The sequence below is a fragment of the Pseudomonas sp. TNT2022 ID642 genome, assembly GCF_028656995.1.
Taxonomy (GTDB): Bacteria; Pseudomonadota; Gammaproteobacteria; order Pseudomonadales; family Pseudomonadaceae; genus Aquipseudomonas.
The window spans coordinates 73,180-90,706 of the sequence record NZ_JAMDGW010000016.1; the positions used below are offsets into that span (position 1 = coordinate 73,180).

General features: G+C 58.0%; 15 protein-coding genes. 10 read left to right on the forward strand and 5 right to left on the reverse strand.

Features of this window, described 5'->3' with window-relative positions:
• Positions 1-79: 79 nt before the first annotated feature.
• Complete coding sequence (locus M5G26_RS16745) at positions 80-1,546, reverse strand: alanine/glycine:cation symporter family protein (RefSeq protein ID WP_273915992.1); 1,467 nt, start codon at positions 1,544-1,546, stop codon at positions 80-82.
• A 342-nt stretch (positions 1,547-1,888) separates the two neighbouring features.
• Between M5G26_RS16745 and M5G26_RS16750 the strand changes: the two genes are divergently transcribed.
• Positions 1,889-2,530 (forward strand): XRE family transcriptional regulator, encoded by a 642-nt coding sequence (locus M5G26_RS16750; protein WP_337993673.1) that lies wholly within the window; start codon positions 1,889-1,891, stop codon positions 2,528-2,530.
• A 96-nt stretch (positions 2,531-2,626) separates the two neighbouring features.
• Here M5G26_RS16750 and M5G26_RS16755 read toward each other — a convergent pair whose 3' ends face one another.
• Complete coding sequence (locus tag M5G26_RS16755; RefSeq protein ID WP_273915994.1) at positions 2,627-3,523, reverse strand: LysR family transcriptional regulator; 897 nt, start codon at positions 3,521-3,523, stop codon at positions 2,627-2,629.
• 162 nt (positions 3,524-3,685) lie between these two features.
• Between M5G26_RS16755 and amaB the strand changes: the two genes are divergently transcribed.
• The 9 genes from amaB to M5G26_RS16800 all read left to right on the forward strand — a co-directional run bounded on the left by amaB (position 3,686) and on the right by M5G26_RS16800 (position 14,861).
• On the forward strand, positions 3,686-5,176 hold the full coding sequence (amaB, locus tag M5G26_RS16760) for an L-piperidine-6-carboxylate dehydrogenase (RefSeq protein ID WP_273915995.1): 1,491 nt from the start codon (positions 3,686-3,688) through the stop codon (positions 5,174-5,176).
• Between the two features lie 147 nt (positions 5,177-5,323).
• The gene (amaA, locus tag M5G26_RS16765) at positions 5,324-6,607 is read left to right on the forward strand and encodes an L-pipecolate oxidase (protein WP_273915996.1); all 1,284 of its coding nucleotides are present in this window, start codon (positions 5,324-5,326) and stop codon (positions 6,605-6,607) included.
• Positions 6,608-6,975: 368 nt separating this feature from the next.
• Positions 6,976-8,109: an ABC transporter substrate-binding protein gene (locus M5G26_RS16770; RefSeq protein ID WP_038360427.1), complete on the forward strand. Its 1,134-nt coding sequence runs from the start codon at positions 6,976-6,978 to the stop codon at positions 8,107-8,109.
• 240 nt (positions 8,110-8,349) lie between these two features.
• On the forward strand, positions 8,350-9,264 hold the full coding sequence (locus M5G26_RS16775) for an ABC transporter permease subunit (RefSeq protein WP_042557415.1): 915 nt from the start codon (positions 8,350-8,352) through the stop codon (positions 9,262-9,264).
• Between the two features lie 3 nt (positions 9,265-9,267).
• Positions 9,268-10,569: a high-affinity branched-chain amino acid ABC transporter permease LivM gene (gene livM / locus M5G26_RS16780; RefSeq protein ID WP_273915997.1), complete on the forward strand. Its 1,302-nt coding sequence runs from the start codon at positions 9,268-9,270 to the stop codon at positions 10,567-10,569.
• Entirely contained in the window at positions 10,566-11,438 is an 873-nt protein-coding gene (locus M5G26_RS16785; protein WP_127925633.1) for an ABC transporter ATP-binding protein, read from the forward strand. The genes livM and M5G26_RS16785 overlap by 4 nt, the downstream gene beginning before the upstream one ends.
• Positions 11,435-12,151, forward strand: coding sequence for an ABC transporter ATP-binding protein (locus M5G26_RS16790; protein ID WP_007915900.1), 717 nt, complete (start codon positions 11,435-11,437; stop codon positions 12,149-12,151). Before M5G26_RS16785 ends, M5G26_RS16790 begins: the two co-directional genes overlap by 4 nt.
• 839 nt (positions 12,152-12,990) lie before the next feature.
• Positions 12,991-13,755, forward strand: coding sequence for an SDR family oxidoreductase (locus M5G26_RS16795; RefSeq protein WP_273915998.1), 765 nt, complete (start codon positions 12,991-12,993; stop codon positions 13,753-13,755).
• 200 nt (positions 13,756-13,955) lie between these two features.
• Complete coding sequence (locus M5G26_RS16800) at positions 13,956-14,861, forward strand: cation diffusion facilitator family transporter (RefSeq protein ID WP_273915999.1); 906 nt, start codon at positions 13,956-13,958, stop codon at positions 14,859-14,861.
• Positions 14,862-14,970: 109 nt separating this feature from the next.
• On the opposite strand, the gene M5G26_RS16805 is transcribed toward M5G26_RS16800, so the two are convergent.
• From M5G26_RS16805 to ureG, 3 genes are all read right to left on the reverse strand, one after another.
• The gene (locus M5G26_RS16805; RefSeq protein WP_273916000.1) at positions 14,971-16,104 is read right to left on the reverse strand and encodes an AGE family epimerase/isomerase; all 1,134 of its coding nucleotides are present in this window, start codon (positions 16,102-16,104) and stop codon (positions 14,971-14,973) included.
• Between the two features lie 200 nt (positions 16,105-16,304).
• Positions 16,305-16,877, reverse strand: coding sequence for a HupE/UreJ family protein (locus M5G26_RS16810; protein WP_273916001.1), 573 nt, complete (start codon positions 16,875-16,877; stop codon positions 16,305-16,307).
• Between the two features lie 27 nt (positions 16,878-16,904).
• Complete coding sequence (ureG, locus tag M5G26_RS16815) at positions 16,905-17,519, reverse strand: urease accessory protein UreG (protein ID WP_007939066.1); 615 nt, start codon at positions 17,517-17,519, stop codon at positions 16,905-16,907.
• Positions 17,520-17,527 lie beyond the last annotated feature (8 nt).

Sequence of the window (17,527 nt, forward strand, 5' to 3'; positions counted from 1 at the left end):
TTTTAGTTCGATGGTTGGATTTATTGGTTTGCCTTCTGCAGAGCCATTACTTGGTTTAATGGCTCTGCATCTGTTCTATCTAAGCCTGAGCAATCTGTTTGCTGATTCCCGGGGGGGCAGAGGGCTCGCCAAGTTTCATTGTGCTTGAGCGGCAAGCTAACGGTGGCCACGCCACAGGATCAAGATCCAGATCAAGAAATAATTTTGAATCGAAAATGGGTGTCTCGACTCCGGCGCGGCGTTGGTCATCGTAATCACGCAAGATGCGCAGGCATATCTTGAAAAGCAGGGCCATCGTTATCAGGTTGACGAGTGCCAGTAACGTCATGGTGATATCTGCAAAAGCCAAAACAGTGGAAAGATCTTCTATCGATCCCCAGAATACTAGAGTCAACACTAGCGCACGATAGAGAATCAGCACTTTACGCGGTTCGTCAAACATGAAGCGCAAACTGTTTTCTCCCAAGTAGTAGTTGTAAAGCATCGCCGTGAATACAAACAACGCAAGTACCACGCTGATAAACATCCGCCCCCATTCTCCTACAACGGCTGCCAACGAGTTTTGTGCCAGAGCGATCCCGTCACCTTCAAGGCCCTGAGTGTAGAAACCGGACAGCAAAATCATTAGTGCAGTGCATGTGCAGATTACGAATGTATCGATGAAAACACTCAGTGCTTGTACGACGCCCTGTGCAACCGGATGACTGACCTTCGCTACTGACGCAACGTTGGGAGCGCTACCCAGTCCTGCTTCGTTGGAAAATACACCGCGTCTGACACCCATGATAATTGCACTTCCAATCAAACCACCAAGCGCCTGATCCAGACCGAGTGCGCTTTTGATAATGGTCACTAGCATTGTCGGAACTTGATCGAACTGCAGAATCAACACGTAGCCCGTTACGCCGATATAGGCGAGGACCTTGATAGGAACCAAAAGGTCGGCTACTGCTGCTATGCGCTTTATCCCGCCGATGAGGACGACGCCCAGCATCAAGGAAAGTGCGAGTCCTGACCACATGGGGGGCAGACCAAACGCATCCTTTAGCGAGTGAGATACTGCATGGGACTCGAGTCCATTGATTGCAAAGCCGAAGGTCACCAGTATTAATACAGCCGCTATTATCCCGAGCCAGCGTTTGCCCAGACCGTGCTGGATGTACCAACACGGACCCCCTCGATAGAGACCGTTTTCGTCGTTGCGTTTATAGAGCTGGCCCAGCGTGCATTCGAAGAGGCTGCTTGACATACCCAAAAGTGCGGTCATCCACATCCAGAATACGGCGCCTGGCCCACCCATGCTGACGGCAATCCCGACCCCAACGATATTGCCGGTACCCACGCGTCCGGCAAGACTGAGTGTGAGCGCCTGAAATGAACTCAATTGATGGCTGCCTGCGCGCCAACTTCCGTGTAAAACACCGAACATGTGGCCGAAATATCTAATTTGAACAAATCCCGATCGGATAGTGAAATAGCTTCCCAATCCAAGAACTAAAGGTATTAATACCTTGCCCGACAAAAAATCGTTGATGACGTCTAGCATTCAAAGCTCCTTGCTATATAGAGTGCTGGCGAATTAATGGTGTCGTCAGTCCTGAAGGCTTTCAGGTGGCGTAATATCCAGCCATATTTCATTCGGCGCAATTTCGCAAGTTGCTTAAAAGTGATGCGAGTTGCTGCTATGGTTGCCTCTTCTTGATTTTTGTTGGGCTACTGTATGTGTGAGTTTCTTTCGGCAAACTTGAGACTGCTGTGCAGTCACTACCGATCTGTCGCGGAGGTTTGTAGGAAAGTTCGCATTAATCGTGGGCAATTCAATAAGTACCTTTGTGGGAAAAGCGTCCCCACACCTTTTAATCTCAAACGAATCTGCGACTTCTTTGGTGTGGAGGAGTTTGAGATTGGACTTCCAACGGAGCAATTCATCAGCCTGATTTGTGTGAAAGCCCGTAAGAATCAAGCCTTGGGCGAGGTAACTGCGCCACAGATAATGCATGAGCATCTGCGTCTGAAGTCTTCAGCGGAACTGAAAGCCCACATCGGTTATTACTACGAGTATTACCACGCAATGACTGACCCCGGCTCCATTCTGTGTTCGCTCGTCCATGTGCGGGGGGAGGGGGATGACGTCGTCTACGAGAGAAACGAGCGCTTACAGATAGCCGGGGCGGGGGAAGATTTTGAACGGTATCAATATCTGGGTGTTGCTTATTACCTGCGTGATCGCTTGTTTTTCATCGATTATGAGTCGCTTACCTCCAACGAAATCAGCCAGACCATTCTCATCCCAAGTTTTAAAAGCTGTATTACACGGCTCAATGGTTTGAAAATAGGGGTTTCAGCGGCTGATCATCGTGCTCCTGCGTGCTCGAGGGTTGTCTGGGAATATCTGGGACAGGAAATCAATCGCGTCGATGCCTATCGACGCGTTCGGTTGTACAAGCCTGATGATTGCGCTATCGATGACGATCTGCGCGCGCGTCTGGCTCAGACTCAGGTTGTTGAGGGCCTGTTTGTTATCGCCTGACAGAACCCATAGCAGGCTGCGATCTCTTGATGTTGGCTTTTTAAGATCAAAGGATCGCAGCCTCGTTGCACTCGACAACTCCTACAGGGCGATCGGTCAGGGATTGTCGATCTGTTCGAGCATCCACTTCACAAAGTCCCGTACCTTGGGCACTTCCGCCGCATGCTCCGGGTATGCCAGGTAATAGGCATCAGTGCTGGGCATGGCATGCTCAAAAGGAATGACCAGTTTGCCGTCGGCCAACTCCTCTTCAACCAGAAACCGCGGCAACAGCGCCACACCACAGCCAACCTGCGCGGCACGAATGCACATATAAAAGGTTTCGAAACGCGGCCCGTGGTAGCTGTGTTCGGTCTGGTAACCCTGACTGTCGAACCAGTCGTGCCACGCTTGCGGGCGCGAGGCATTTTGCAGGAGGACCAGATCGGTGAGTTGCGTCGGATCAGTGAATGGCTGGTCCGGCAGGCTGCCCGGCGCGCAGACCGGAACAAGCTCTTCGCCGAACAACTTCAGGCATTCAGTGCCGGGCCGCGAGCCTTGGCCGAAATAAAACGCCAGATCGCTGCGCCCTTGCAGCAGATCATCCGCTTCCTGCTCGTTGCACAGATCCAGATGGATCGAAGGATGGCGTAGCCGCCAGCCTTTCAGGCGCGGCACCAGCCAGCGCGCGCCGAAGGTTGATGGCGTAGACACGCGCAGGACTTCAGTCTCACCGCCGTAGGAGCGCAGGTAATGCGTCGACATTTCCACTTGGGTGAGGATTTTTCTTACTTCAACCAAGTACAAATCCCCAGCCGGGGTCATCTGCAAGCGCCGCCGCACCCGGCGGAACAACAAGTGCTGCAACAACTCCTCAAGCTGCGCGACCTGTTTGCTCACCGCGCTCTGGGTCAGGTTCAGTTCCTCGGCAGCGCGGGTGAAGCTCAAGTGCCGGGTCACGGCCTCGAAGCACTGCAACGCGGTGATCGAGGGCAAGTGGCGTTTGTTCAGCATGACCGATCCTTTTCTTGTCTTTCTAGCGCAGCATGAATAAACGGAATGATATCTCGCGTAAAGGTCGTTTGTTGCCTTGCCATTGTGACGCTACAACTAAAGGCCTGCCCGGTCGCGAAACAGTGGCCGCACACATTCAGTTTTTTGCTTGAGGAGTGACCCATGGTTGCCGCATTGCTTGATCGTCTTGGTGTGAACCCGGCCCTTTATCAGAACGGCAAAGTGCCGGTGCATTCGCCGATCGACGGCAGCCGCATTGCCGCCGTGAACTGGGAAGGCCCGGCCGAAGTCGAGCAGCACATCAGTCGCGCAGATCATGCGTTCGAGCAATGGCGCAAGGTGCCGGCCCCGCGTCGCGGTGAGCTGGTGCGTCAGTTCGGTGAAGTGTTGCGTGAATACAAGACCGACCTCGGCGAACTGGTCTCTTGGGAGGCGGGCAAGATCACTCAGGAAGGTCTGGGTGAAGTGCAGGAGATGATCGACATCTGCGATTTCGCCGTCGGTCTGTCTCGCCAGCTGTACGGTTTGACCATCGCCTCCGAGCGTCCGGGCCACCACATGCGTGAAACCTGGCATCCGCTGGGCGTGGTCGGGGTGATCAGCGCGTTCAACTTCCCGGTCGCAGTGTGGGCGTGGAACACCACGCTGGCGCTGGTCTGCGGCAACCCGGTGGTGTGGAAACCGTCGGAGAAAACTCCGCTCACCGCGTTGGCCTGTCAGGCGCTGTTCGATCGCGTGGTGAAGAACTTCACCGATGCCCCGGCGAACCTGTGTCAGGTGATCATCGGTGGTCGCGATGCCGGTGAAGCGCTGGTCGATGATCCGCGTGTCGCGCTGATCAGCGCCACTGGCAGCACGCGCATGGGCCGCGAAGTGGCGCCGAAAGTCGCCGCGCGTTTTGCTCGCAGCATTCTTGAATTGGGTGGTAACAACGCGATGATCCTCGGCCCGAGCGCCGATCTGGACATGGCCGTGCGTGCGATTCTGTTCAGCGCCGTCGGTACCGCCGGCCAGCGTTGCACCACCTTGCGCCGTCTGATCGCTCATGAGTCGGTCAAAGAAGAAATCGTCACCCGTCTCAAAGCTGCGTACTCGAAAGTGCGCATCGGCAACCCGCTGGAAGGCAATCTGGTCGGTCCGCTGATCGACAAGCACAGCTTCGAAAACATGCAGGACGCGCTGGAGCAGGCGTTGAGCGAGGGCGGCCGGGTGTTCGGTGGCAAGCGTCAGCTCGAAGATCAATTCCCTAACGCTTACTACGTCTCGCCGGCCATCGTTGAAATGCCGGAGCAAAGTGACGTGGTCTGCAGCGAAACCTTCGCACCGATTCTGTACGTGGTCGGTTACAGCGATTTCCAAGAGGCGCTGCGCTTGAATAACGCGGTGCCACAAGGCCTGTCGTCGTGCATCTTCACCACGGACGTGCGTGAAGCCGAGCAGTTCATGTCGGCGGTTGGCAGCGACTGCGGCATCGCCAACGTCAACATCGGTCCGAGCGGTGCGGAAATTGGTGGCGCGTTTGGTGGCGAGAAAGAAACCGGTGGTGGCCGTGAGTCGGGCTCGGACGCCTGGCGCGCGTACATGCGCCGTCAGACCAACACCGTGAATTATTCGCTGGAGTTGCCGCTGGCGCAGGGCATCACGTTCGACTGAGGATTGAGAGAAAGCGGAAAAGATCGCAGCCTTCGGCAGCTCCTACACAGGTGGCGCCAGGCTGCGGTTTTGTAGGAGCTGCCGAAGGCTGCGATCTTTTGGTGGCCCTGCAAGCGCATTTGGTTAGGTTTCTGTTGGAGTCTGGCAATGCCGTTACGCGAAGAATGTCTGTGGGAAAAACTCACGCCGCAAAGGCCGGATAACACCGCGCTCAGGGGCGAAGTCAAAGTCGATGTCTGCGTGATCGGCGCCGGGTTCACCGGGTTGTCGGCGGCGCTGCATCTGTTGGAAAAAGGCAAAAGCGTCTGCGTGCTGGAAGCTCATCGCGCGGGGCATGGCGGTTCCGGACGCAACGTCGGGCTGGTCAACGCCGGCATGTGGATTCCGCCGGACGAGATAGAAGCCGGTTTCGGCGAAGCGGTCGGCAGTCAGCTCAACCGCATGCTCGGGGCCGCCCCGGCGCTGGTCTTCAGCCTTGTGGACAAGTACAACATCGATTGCCAGTTACGCCGCGAAGGCACGTTGCACATGGCGCACAACGCCAAGGGCGAGGCGGATTTGCGCAGCCGCGAGCAACAATGGAAACGTCGCGGCGCACCGGTTGAACTGCTGACCGGCAAGGCCTGCGAGCAAGCCACCGGCACGCAAAAAATTGCCGCCGCATTGCTCGATCGCCGCGCCGGTACGCTCAATCCGATGGCGTATGTCACCGGGCTGGCCAATGCGGTGAAAGGTCTTGGCGGGCAGATGTTCGATCATTCGCCGGTCACTCGCCTTGAGCGTCAGGGCTCGAACTGGTCGGTGCAGACCGAGCACGGTTCGGTACTGGCCGGGCAAGTGGTCATCGCCTCCAACGCCTACACCGAAGGTGACTGGACCGAACTCAAGCGCAACTTCTTCCCCGGTTACTACTATCAGGTCGCGTCGGTGCCGCTGACCGAAGACGCCGCGCAGGAAATTCTCCCGGGCGGGCAGGGTTCATGGGACACCCGTCAGGTGTTGAGCAGCATCCGCCGCGACAAAGAAGGGCGCTTGTTGCTCGGCAGCCTCGGTAACGGCAATCAGAAACCGACGTGGTTTCTCAAGGCTTGGGCCGACCGCGTGCAGCAGCATTACTTCCCCAATCTGAAACCTGTCGAGTGGGAATGCACCTGGACCGGGCGCATTGCGTTTACACCCGATCACCTTATGCGCCTGTTCGAACCTGCACCGGGACTGGTGGCCGTCACTGGTTACAACGGTCGTGGCGTGACCACTGGCACGGTGGTCGGCAAAGCCTTCGCCGACTATTTGTGCAACGGTGATCCGCAAGCCCTGCCGATTCCCTTCGCACCGATGCAGCCCCTGGCCGGCGTCGGCTTGCGCAGTTGCCTGTACGAGGCCGGGTTCTCGCTGTATCACGCGGGCCAGTGCCTGCGCATTGTGATTTGAGTGTTGAAATATGTTGCCGGAAGCGGCGCTTTTCGATGTAGCGACTAGCCTGTAATGGTGCGGGTTGTAGCAGTCCCGCACCAGCAGTGTGCAGTTCGGTGACGCGGGCTGTTACAGGCTGGTTGCACGTCGTTTGGCGCCGCGGTTGCAATGATGGCGCGTGCGGGTTGCGCCTGAAAAAATAAATGGTTTCACCTTCCGCGGTTTAGACGGTTGCACGCCCAATGAAAATGGGAACGAAACAGTCGAAATAACAAGAAAGCAGCGACTTTTTGAAGAATAAAAAACCGATGGCACGGCCCTTGCTCTGAGCATTCAGTGAAGTGAAGTCGCAGTGCCAACTAAAAAAAACCTTGGAGCACCACCTCATGTCCCAGACGTTTTACAAGAAAGGCTTTCTGGCCCTCGCAGTGGCTACTGCATTGGGTGTTTCTGCGTTTGCTCAAGCTGATGTGAAAATCGGTGTAGCGGGTCCAATGACGGGCGCCAACGCAGCATTTGGCGAGCAGTACATGAAGGGTGCACAGGCAGCGGCTGACGCAGTCAACGCGGCGGGTGGCGTCAACGGGGAGAAAATCGTTCTGGTCAAAGGCGATGACGCCTGCGAGCCGAAGCAGGCCGTGACGGTCGCCAAGGACCTCACCAACCAGAAAGTCGCCGGCGTGGTCGGTCACTTCTGCTCCTCTTCGACCATTCCAGCGTCGGAAATCTACGACGAAGCCGGGATCATCGCGATCACCCCGGGTTCGACCAACCCGCAAGTCACCGAGCGCGGCCTCAGCGCCATGTTCCGTATGTGCGGGCGTGACGACCAACAGGGCATTGTGGCCGGCGACTACATCGTTGATGTGCTCAAGGGCAAGAAAGTCGTCGTGCTGCACGACAAAGACACCTACGGCCAAGGTCTGGCGGATGCCACCAAGGCACAACTGGTCAAGCGCGGCGTGACGCCTGTGTTGTACGAAGGCCTGACCCGTGGCGAAAAAGACTTCAGCACTATCGTCACCAAGATCCGTGGCGCCGGCGCCGATGTCGTCTACTTCGGTGGTCTGCACCCGGAGGCCGGCCCGCTGGTTCGCCAACTGCGTGAACAAGGCCTGAAAGACGTCAAGTTCATGTCCGATGACGGCATCGTGACTGACGAACTGGTGACCACCGCCGGTGGTCCGCAATTCACCGATGGCGTGCTGATGACCTTCGGCGCCGACCCGCGTCTGTTGCCTGAGAGCAAGACCGTAGTGGACGCATTCCGCAAGGCCGGTACCGAGCCTGAGGGTTACACCCTGTACGCCTACGCTTCGGTGCAGACCCTGGCTGCCGCGTTCAACGGTGCCAAGTCCAACAAGGGCGAAGAGGCTGCGGCCTGGCTGAAGAAAAATCCGGTGAAAACCGTGATGGGCGAAAAAACCTGGGATTCCAAGGGCGACCTGAAAGTCTCCGACTACGTGGTTTACCAGTGGGACAAGGACGGCAAATATCACCAGCTGGAAAAACAGAAGTAAGGGCTGACGCGACCCTTTGAACTCCGCAAATCCCTGTGGGAGCGGGCTTGCCCGCGATGACGGCCTGACAGTCGACAACTGTGTTGAATGTTCTACCGCTATCGCTGGCAAGCCAGCTCCCACAAGGTCCTGTGGTGATCGAACCGTTCGCGCTCTGACATTGCTCCGACGTAAATCTGTATTTTTCCTAGAAGAACCGCACATCACGGTGTGCAGGTTCTCACTGCGTGAGATTGCGTTATGGATGGTATTTTCCTGCAGCAACTGGTCAACGGCCTGACCCTCGGGTCGGTCTATGGCCTGATCGCCATCGGCTACACAATGGTCTACGGCATCATCGGCATGATCAACTTCGCCCACGGCGAGGTTTACATGATTTCTGCTTACCTGGCGGCAATCAGTCTGGCTCTGCTGGCGTACTTCGGTATCGAATCTTTCCCGCTGCTGATGCTCGGCACACTGATCTTCACCATCGTCGTCACGGCGGTGTATGGCTGGGTCATCGAGCGAGTCGCTTACAAACCCCTGCGCAACTCCACCCGACTGGCTCCGTTGATCAGCGCCATCGGTATCTCCCTGATCCTGCAAAACTATGCACAGATCGCCCAAGGCGCCAAACAACAGGGCGTTCCGACGCTGCTCACCGGCGCATGGCGGGTCGAAGTCGGCACCGGCTTCGTGCAACTGACGTACACCAAAGTCTTCATTCTGGTGGCCGCATTCGTCGGCATGGGCCTGCTGACCTACATCATCAAGTACACCAAGCTCGGCCGCATGTGCCGCGCTACCCAGCAAGACCGCAAGATGGCTTCGATCCTCGGCATCAACACCGATCGGGTCATTTCCTATGTGTTCATCATCGGTGCAGCCATGGCGGCGCTGGCCGGCGTGCTGATCACCATGAACTACGGCACTTTCGACTTCTATGCCGGCTTCATTATCGGCATCAAGGCGTTCACCGCGGCGGTGCTCGGCGGGATCGGTTCGCTGCCCGGGGCCATGCTCGGCGGGATCATTCTCGGCATTTCCGAGTCGCTGTTCTCCGGTCTGGTCAACTCCGACTACAAAGACGTGTTCAGCTTCTCGCTGCTCGTACTTGTTCTGGTCTTCCGGCCGCAGGGCCTGTTGGGCCGTCCTCTTGTGTCGAAGGTGTAAGCGATGTCTTCAACCACTCAAAAATCCATCGATATCAAAAAAAGCCTGGTTGAGGCGATTCTTGCCGGCCTGATTGCCCTGATCGTTTTCGGCCCGATTGTCGGCGTTGTGCTCGAGGGTTACAGCTTCAACCTCGAGCCGACCCGCGTGGCGTGGATCATCGGCATTGTCATGGTCGGTCGCTTTGCCCTCAGCCTGTTCCTGCAAACGCCCAAGGGCCTGAAAATTCTCGACGGATTCGAGAGCACCGGTTCCGGTGTGCATGTGTTGCCGTCCGATCACAAATCCTCACTGCGCTGGATCATCCCGCTGCTGATTGTGCTGGCCGTCATCGTGCCGTTTGTCTCCAACTCCTATCTGCTCGGTGTGGTTATCCTCGGGTTGATCTACGTGTTGCTGGGGCTGGGGCTGAACATCGTGGTCGGTCTGGCCGGTCTGCTCGACCTTGGTTACGTGGCGTTCTACGCCATCGGTGCCTACGGTCTGGCGCTCGGTTATCAGTATCTCGGTCTGGGCTTCTGGACGGTGCTGCCGCTGGCGGCGATCACTGCCGGGCTGGCCGGGTGCATCCTCGGCTTCCCGGTGTTGCGTCTGCACGGCGACTATCTGGCAATCGTGACCCTGGGCTTTGGTGAAATCATTCGCCTGGTCCTCAACAACTGGTTGTCGCTGACCGGCGGCCCGAACGGTATGCCGGCGCCACTGCCGACGTTCTTCGGTCTGGAGTTCGGCAAACGGGCGAAGGATGGCGGGGTGCCGTTCCATGAGTTCTTCGGCATCGCCTACAACCCGGACGTGAAGTACTACTTCATCTACGCGGTGTTGTTCCTCGTGGTCTTGGCCGTGCTGTACATCAAGCATCGTCTGGTGAAAATGCCGGTCGGTCGCGCCTGGGAAGCCTTGCGGGAAGATGAAATCGCCTGCCGCTCGATGGGGCTCAACCACGTGCTGGTCAAACTCTCGGCGTTCACCATCGGTGCGTCGACCGCAGGTCTCGCCGGTGTGTTCTTCGCGACCTACCAGGGCTTCGTCAACCCGACCTCGTTCACCTTCTTCGAATCGGCACTGATCCTCGCCATCGTCGTGCTCGGCGGTATGGGCTCGACCATCGGCGTGGTGATTGCGGCATTCGTACTCACCGTCGCTCCGGAATTGCTGCGCGGCTTCGCTGAATATCGCGTGCTGCTGTTCGGCATCCTGATGGTGTTGATGATGATCTGGCGACCACGCGGGCTGATTCGCATCAGCCGTACCGGGGTCACTCCACGCAAAGGTGCCATTCACTATGAGAGGACTGCGCCATGAGTGAAGTCGTACTCTCTGTTGAAAAACTGATGATGCATTTCGGTGGCATCAAGGCCTTGAGCGATGTCAGCCTGAAGGTCAAACGCAACTCGATCTTCGCCCTGATCGGCCCCAACGGCGCCGGCAAGACCACGGTGTTCAACTGCCTGACCGGGTTCTACAAAGCCTCGGGCGGCAAGATCGAACTCAATGTGCGCGGCCAGCAGACCAACGTCATCCAGTTGCTGGGCGAGTCGTTCAAACCGACCGATTTCGTCTCGCCGAAATCCTTCCTCAGCCGCATGTACTACAAGATGTTCGGCGGTACGCACCTGGTGAACCGTGCAGGCCTGGCGCGAACCTTTCAGAACATTCGCCTGTTCAAGGAAATGTCGGTGCTGGAAAACCTGCTGGTGGCCCAGCACATGTGGGTCAACCGCAACATGCTCGCCGGCATCCTCAACACCAAGGGCTACCGCAAGGCCGAAAGCGACGCGCTGGACTGCGCGTTCTACTGGTTGGAAGTGGTCGATCTGGTGGACTGTGCCAACCGTCTCGCCGGTGAACTTTCCTACGGTCAGCAACGCCGTCTGGAGATCGCCCGAGCCATGTGCACGCGGCCGCAGATCATCTGCCTGGACGAACCGGCCGCCGGCCTCAACCCTCAGGAAACCGAAGCGCTGAGCGCGATGATCCGGCTGCTGCGCGACGAGCACGATCTGACCGTGGTGCTGATCGAACACGACATGGGCATGGTTATGAGTATTTCCGACCACATCGTGGTGCTGGACCACGGCATCGTCATCGCCGAAGGCGGGCCTGAAGCGATCCGCAACGATCCGAAAGTGATCGCGGCCTACCTGGGCGCCGATGAAGAGGAAGTGGCATGACCCAACCGATCCTCGAACTCAAAGACCTCGACGTCTTCTACGGTCCGATCCAGGCCCTCAAAGGTGTTTCGCTGCAGATCAACGAAGGGGAAACCGTCAGCCTGATCGGCTCCAACGGCGCGGGCAAATCGACGTTGCTGATGTCGATCTTCGGCCAGCCACGGGCGGCGGGCGGGCAGATCCTTTATCAAGGCGTCGACATCACCCACAAGTCCTCGCACTACATCGCCTCCAACGGTATTGCGCAGTCGCCGGAAGGGCGGCGGGTGTTCCCCGACATGACCGTCGAGGAAAACCTGCTGATGGGCACCATCCCGATTGGCGACAAGTACGCGAAAGAGGACATGCAGCGTATGTTCACGCTGTTTCCACGGCTGGAAGAGCGACGTAACCAACGGGCGATGACCATGTCGGGTGGTGAACAGCAAATGCTCGCCATTGCCCGTGCGTTGATGAGCCGGCCGAAGTTGCTGCTGCTCGATGAGCCGAGCCTGGGCCTGGCGCCGATTGTGGTGAAGCAGATCTTTGCGACCCTGCGCGAATTGGCGAAAACCGGCATGACCATTTTTCTGGTCGAGCAGAACGCCAACCATGCGCTGAAGCTGTCGGACCGCGCGTATGTGATGGTCAACGGTGAGATTCGCCTGACCGGCACGGGTAAAGAACTGCTGGTGAACGAGGAGGTGCGTAACGCCTATTTGGGCGGGCACTGATTCCTCGACGTTATGCACAGCCCCGGCGACGAAAGTCCCGGGGCTTTTTCATTCCGCAAACATACCGCACGCCTGTGTAGGAGCTGCCGAAGGCTGCGATCTTTTGATGTTGTCTTTAAAGATCAAAAGATCGCAGCCTTCGGCAGCTCCTACAGGGAATTGATCAGTGATTTCAAGTCTTGCGTGGAATTGTGGAAAACAAATTCCCGAAGCTGCCAAAGCGCGACATATAGACGCTGCAAATGGCTGTTTTTGCGCAGTTTTGACTTGTCCCCGGTTACTGTGGAGCTGGCTGTGAATAACGTGGGTGTATCTGGCTGGACGCCTTGTAAACCGTGGCTTTCAAGTGTGTGGTTGTTTTTTGATCAGGCGTTTTTGAGAGGGCTGAAGACGTCGTTGTCAATCTTTTTCTAGACATTGCCAATCGGCCGGTTCCGGGTGAACAATCCTGTGGATAAGTCTGTGATTAAACTCTGGAAAGACCGCGCTGAGCGCCGTAATTACTGGCCTCGCGCAATCACTGTGCTAAACGTCCGTTCGTGCAAAATGCCATGTCCGGCACATCCGCCACTTCAGGGTCAAGCAAAAAACTTTCTATTTCGCCCGCAAAGCCTTGTGTGGCGCGGCTTTGCGCGTTTGCACTTGCCCCCGAAAACTGTGGAAGGGACTGTGGATAACATGCGTGCACATGGCTACAGGCCACGGTGGCTATAGCGTTGGTGCGGTTGGTCGTTTTTTGTACAGCTTGTGGGTGTTGCCCGTGAATGCGCGGGCGGGCATGCTGCCTGCTGATTTTCTATTCCAAGGGCTGCCCCGGCGGCCGAAGCAAGGAGAACACGATGTCCAACACCCTGTTTATCACCGGCGCGACGTCCGGATTTGGTGAAGCCTGTGCCCGCCGTTTTGCCGAGGCTGGCTGGAAACTGGTGCTGACCGGCCGTCGTGAAGAACGCTTGAATGCGCTGTGTGCGGAGTTGTCGAAGCAGGCTGAAGTGCACGGTCTGGTCCTCGATGTGCGTGATCGCAAGGCGATGGAGGAGGCGATTGCCAACTTGCCGCCATCGTTCGCCAAGCTGCGTGGCCTGATCAACAACGCAGGTCTGGCGCTGGGCGTGGACCCGGCGCCGAACTGCGATCTGGACGATTGGGACACCATGGTCGACACCAACGTCAAAGGCCTGATGTACGCCACGCGCCTGCTGCTGCCGCGCCTGATCGCCCATGGCCGTGGCGCCGGCATCGTCAACCTTGGTTCCATCGCTGGCAACTATCCGTATCCGGGCAGTCATGTGTACGGCGCGACCAAGGCGTTCGTTAAACAGTTCTCGCTGAACCTGCGCTGCGACTTGCAGGGTACCGGTGTGCGGGTGAGCAACATTGAGCCGGGGCTGTGCGAAAGCGAGTTTTCGCTGGTGCGTTTCGCGGGTGATCAGGAGCGTTACAACGCGACTTACGCCGGTGCCGAGCCGATCCAGCCACAGGACATCGCCGAGACGATTTTCTGGGTGATGAATGCGCCGGCGCATATCAACATCAATAGCCTGGAATTGATGCCGGTGAGCCAGACCTGGGCCGGGTTTGCCATTGAGCGCAATAAGGCCTGACACCGCGTTACGGCCAATCGCTGGCAAGCCAGCTCCCACAGGTTTATTGGCGTACACAAATCTTGTGAACGGCTCGATACTTGTGGGAGCTGGCTTGCCAGCGATGAGGCCAGAACAGGCAAAAAATGGCGATAAGGTAAACTCCCCTCGCAACAACCCAACCGCACCCCGCGGTTTTCAAGGTTTTTCGAGGAGTCAAAGTGAGTAACCGAGGTGAGCAGGCACTGCTCAAACAATCGACCATTCTGATGTTTGCCGTGGCGATTGCCGGGATCGTCACCGGTTTTGTTTCAGGTTCGCAATCCATCCTGTTTGATGGTTTTTTCTCGCTGATCGCAACGTTCATCAAAGTTCTGATGCTGATCACCGCCAAGCTGATCGCCAAGGAAAGCAACCACCGTTTCCAGTTCGGTTTCTGGCACCTGGAGCCGATGGTGCTGCTGATCGAAGGCAGCTTCCTGATGTTGATCGCGATCTACGCGTTTCTCAACGGAGTGTTCGGCATCATCAACGGTGGCCGCGACATCGAGTTAGGACTGGTGATCATTTATGCCGCGGTGTTTACCGTGGTCGAATTCGCCTACTTCTTCTACGTACGGCAGCGTAACCGCAAGCTCAAATCCAGCCTGATCCAGTTCGACAACATCAGTTGGCTGGTGGACGCGATGCTGTCGGTAGGCCTGTTGATCAGTTTCCTTGCGGCGTTGCTGCTCAAGTCCCAGGGTTATGGCCAGTGGGCGGTGTATGTCGATCCGCTGATTCTGATCGTGCTGGCGCTGACCATGTTGCCGCCGGCGTTCAAGATCCTTGGCCCGGCGCTGCGCGATGTGCTGGGGATTGCCCCGGACACGCTGGATGATCAGGTGCGCCAAGTGATGGACGCGGCGAAAACCGAGCATGGTTTCAACGATTACGTGTCGTACGTGCAGAAGCACGGGCGGGCGCGGTTTATCGAGATTCATGTGGTGTTGCCAGCGGATTATGCGCTGAGCCATGTCGGGCAACTGGATGCGTTGCGCGAGGAGATTTCGGCGAAGCTGGGCACGCCGGATGCGGCGCGCTGGCTGACGATCAGCTTTACCGGCGACAAGAAGTGGATCGTGTAGAGACCGCATAACGGCTAATCGTCGGATCGCCGCCCGGAGCAGGCTCACTCCTACATTTGGAATGCGTTCCCCTGTAGGAGTGAGCCTGCTCGCGAAAGCTATTTATAAATCAGCGAAGATATTCAGCAATGCCGCTATAGCAAGTCGCCAAGTGATACGGCGTAGTAGAAGGCATGTCCTTGCGGCTCACTTCGCCCAACTCATCCCGGCACTCATGCCAGCCACCGGCATGCAGAAACCGCTGCTGCAACGCCTGTAACTGGCGCAGCACCACCGCTTCACTGCCCTGACGCAAGGTCAGCGCGCGCAGATATTCCGCCTGAGCCCAGATCCGCTGGGTCGAGTCTCGCGGGCGTCCATTCGTTTCCAGATCGAGCATCGCCCGCACCGCGCCGGATGACTGCACCACACCGTATTGCTCGGTGAAGGCAAACGCGCGGTCGAGCGCGGCGTGCAATTTCGAACCGCGCAGCAACGGCGACGATTCGAGCAAGAAATACCATTCGAACTGGTGCCCCGGCTCATACCAGTTATCCACAGCGCCAAGCGGCTTTTCCATCAACACGCCATATTGCGGATCGACGAACTGCTTGTGCATGGCTGTGCATAACTCCAGCAATGCCTGCTGCGTCTGGGGATCTTCGCGAACCGCCAGGGTGGCCAGAAACGCTTCGGCCAGATGCATCAACGGGTTTTGCAGCGGACCGGTCTGCAGGGTGATCCAGTCGCGTTCCAGGCAGGCTTCGTACAAGCCATCACCGGTGGCAAAGCGTCGGCCGATGATTTCCAGCGCCGCATTCAACGTCGACTCAGCCAACGGATCGCCGGACTTCTCCCAGTAATGCGCGCAGGCGAACAGGATAAAGGCGTGGGTGTAGAGATCCTTGCGCTGATCCAGCGGCTTGCCCTGCGCATCGATGCTGTAGAACCAGCCGCCATGCTCGGCATCATGAAAGTGCCGCTGCAAGGAGCGGAACAGCGCCGCCGCGCGTACGTCAGCGTTATCCACAACCCCGATCAGACTGGAAAACAGGTACAGCTGTCGTGCGCAGGCCATTGCCCGGTAGCGCTGCGGTGGCAGCGGTTGGTGCGCGGCGTCCAGCGCCTCATAGGGCAAGGCCATGTCGGCGTTCCAGCCCGGGCCTTGCCAGAGGGGCACTATGACGTTGACGAAGTGCTGTTGCACAGCGCCGAACAGGGCGGTCAATTCAGGCAGGGAAGTGGAGCGGGAAGCGTGGGGCATGGGCGGACGTCGTCACGGGCTGGGGCGATTGCGCGACATGGTAGCAGAGCGGCGGGCTTTAGAGGTTTGGTGTCTGATCGGCCGTCATCGCTGGCAAGCCAGCTCCCACAGGTTATTGGGTAAGTCCACAATTGTGTGAACACCAAATATCCTTGTGGGAGCTGGCTTGCCAGCGATGAGGCCGGCTCAGGCGATAGAGATTAGCCTGCCAGCAGCCAAGCGCCTGTGACTGCCGAAGCAGCACCTGCAAGACGCACCAACGGAGCCGCCGCCTGAGGCAGGAAACGCACCACGCCATAACCCGCCGCATGCAGTGCAGCCGTCGCGGCGACGAAACCCGCCGCATACGCCCAAGGACTGCTCATGTCCGGCAGTTCCAAGCCATGCGCCACGCCATGGAACAACGCAAACACCGCCGTCGCCACCACCGCCATGACCAACGGCGGACGCACCGCCAATGCCACCGCCAGACCCAGCGCCAGCACCGACGCAGCAATCCCGCTTTCCAGCGCCGGCAGTTCCAGCCCTTCAAACCCGAGCATGCCACCAATCAGCATGGTGCCGACAAATGTGCACGGCAGTGCCCAGCGCGCCGCGCCTTGCTGTTGCGCAGCCCACAGGCCGACAGCGACCATTGCCAGCAAATGGTCGAGGCCGCCGATCGGGTGGCTGATGCCGGCGATCAAACCGCTGTCGCCATGCCCCGGGTGAGCGAAGGCCAATGCCGGAGTCAGCAGCAGCGCCACAGCGCCAAGAATGCGTTTGAGTGTCATGAATAAGCTTCCTTGTTGATAAGTGAATCAGGCTGCAGTCAGCAAGCCCTGGCGTTCGATGAAGGCGATGATGGCTTCAAGGCCCTGACCGGTTTTCTGGTTGCTGAAGACGAATGGCTTACCGTTGCGCATGCGCTGGGTGTCGCTGTCCATCATTTCCAGCGAGGCGCCCACCAGCGGCGCGAGGTCGATCTTGTTGATGACCAGCAGATCGGATTTGCAGATCCCCGGCCCGCCCTTGCGCGGCAGCTTGTCGCCGGCCGAAACGTCGATCACGTAGATGGTCAGGTCGGACAGCTCCGGGCTGAAAGTCGCCGAGAGGTTGTCACCACCGGATTCCACCAGGATCAGATCCAGCCCCGGAAAACGCCGGTTCAGTTGATCGACCGCTTCCAGGTTGATCGAGGCGTCTTCGCGGATCGCCGTGTGCGGGCAGCCACCGGTTTCCACGCCGATGATCCGCTCCGGCGCCAAGGCTTCGTTGCGCACCAGGAAATCGGCGTCTTCGCGGGTGTAGATGTCGTTGGTGACCACGGCGAGGTTGTAGCGCTCGCGCAGGGCCAGGCACAGGGCCAGGGTCAACGCGGTTTTGCCGGAACCGACCGGGCCGCCGATGCCGACGCGCAGAGGTTGTGTGTTCATCGAGTGTT

What these genes read in the sequence shown, in the direction of transcription:
- M5G26_RS16745 (WP_273915992.1), bottom strand. Translation starts at nt 1,546, where the DNA reads ATGCTAGACGTCATCAACGATTTTTTGTCGGGCAAGGTATTAATACCT.
- M5G26_RS16755 (WP_273915994.1), bottom strand. Translation starts at nt 3,523, where the DNA reads ATGCTGAACAAACGCCACTTGCCCTCGATCACCGCGTTGCAGTGCTTC.
- amaB (WP_273915995.1), top strand. Translation starts at nt 3,686, where the DNA reads ATGGTTGCCGCATTGCTTGATCGTCTTGGTGTGAACCCGGCCCTTTAT.
- amaA (WP_273915996.1), top strand. Translation starts at nt 5,324, where the DNA reads ATGCCGTTACGCGAAGAATGTCTGTGGGAAAAACTCACGCCGCAAAGG.
- M5G26_RS16770 (WP_038360427.1), top strand. Translation starts at nt 6,976, where the DNA reads ATGTCCCAGACGTTTTACAAGAAAGGCTTTCTGGCCCTCGCAGTGGCT.
- M5G26_RS16775 (WP_042557415.1), top strand. Translation starts at nt 8,350, where the DNA reads ATGGATGGTATTTTCCTGCAGCAACTGGTCAACGGCCTGACCCTCGGG.
- livM (WP_273915997.1), top strand. Translation starts at nt 9,268, where the DNA reads ATGTCTTCAACCACTCAAAAATCCATCGATATCAAAAAAAGCCTGGTT.
- M5G26_RS16785 (WP_127925633.1), top strand. Translation starts at nt 10,566, where the DNA reads ATGAGTGAAGTCGTACTCTCTGTTGAAAAACTGATGATGCATTTCGGT.
- M5G26_RS16790 (WP_007915900.1), top strand. Translation starts at nt 11,435, where the DNA reads ATGACCCAACCGATCCTCGAACTCAAAGACCTCGACGTCTTCTACGGT.
- M5G26_RS16795 (WP_273915998.1), top strand. Translation starts at nt 12,991, where the DNA reads ATGTCCAACACCCTGTTTATCACCGGCGCGACGTCCGGATTTGGTGAA.
- M5G26_RS16805 (WP_273916000.1), bottom strand. Translation starts at nt 16,104, where the DNA reads ATGCCCCACGCTTCCCGCTCCACTTCCCTGCCTGAATTGACCGCCCTG.
- M5G26_RS16810 (WP_273916001.1), bottom strand. Translation starts at nt 16,877, where the DNA reads ATGACACTCAAACGCATTCTTGGCGCTGTGGCGCTGCTGCTGACTCCG.
- ureG (WP_007939066.1), bottom strand. Translation starts at nt 17,519, where the DNA reads ATGAACACACAACCTCTGCGCGTCGGCATCGGCGGCCCGGTCGGTTCC.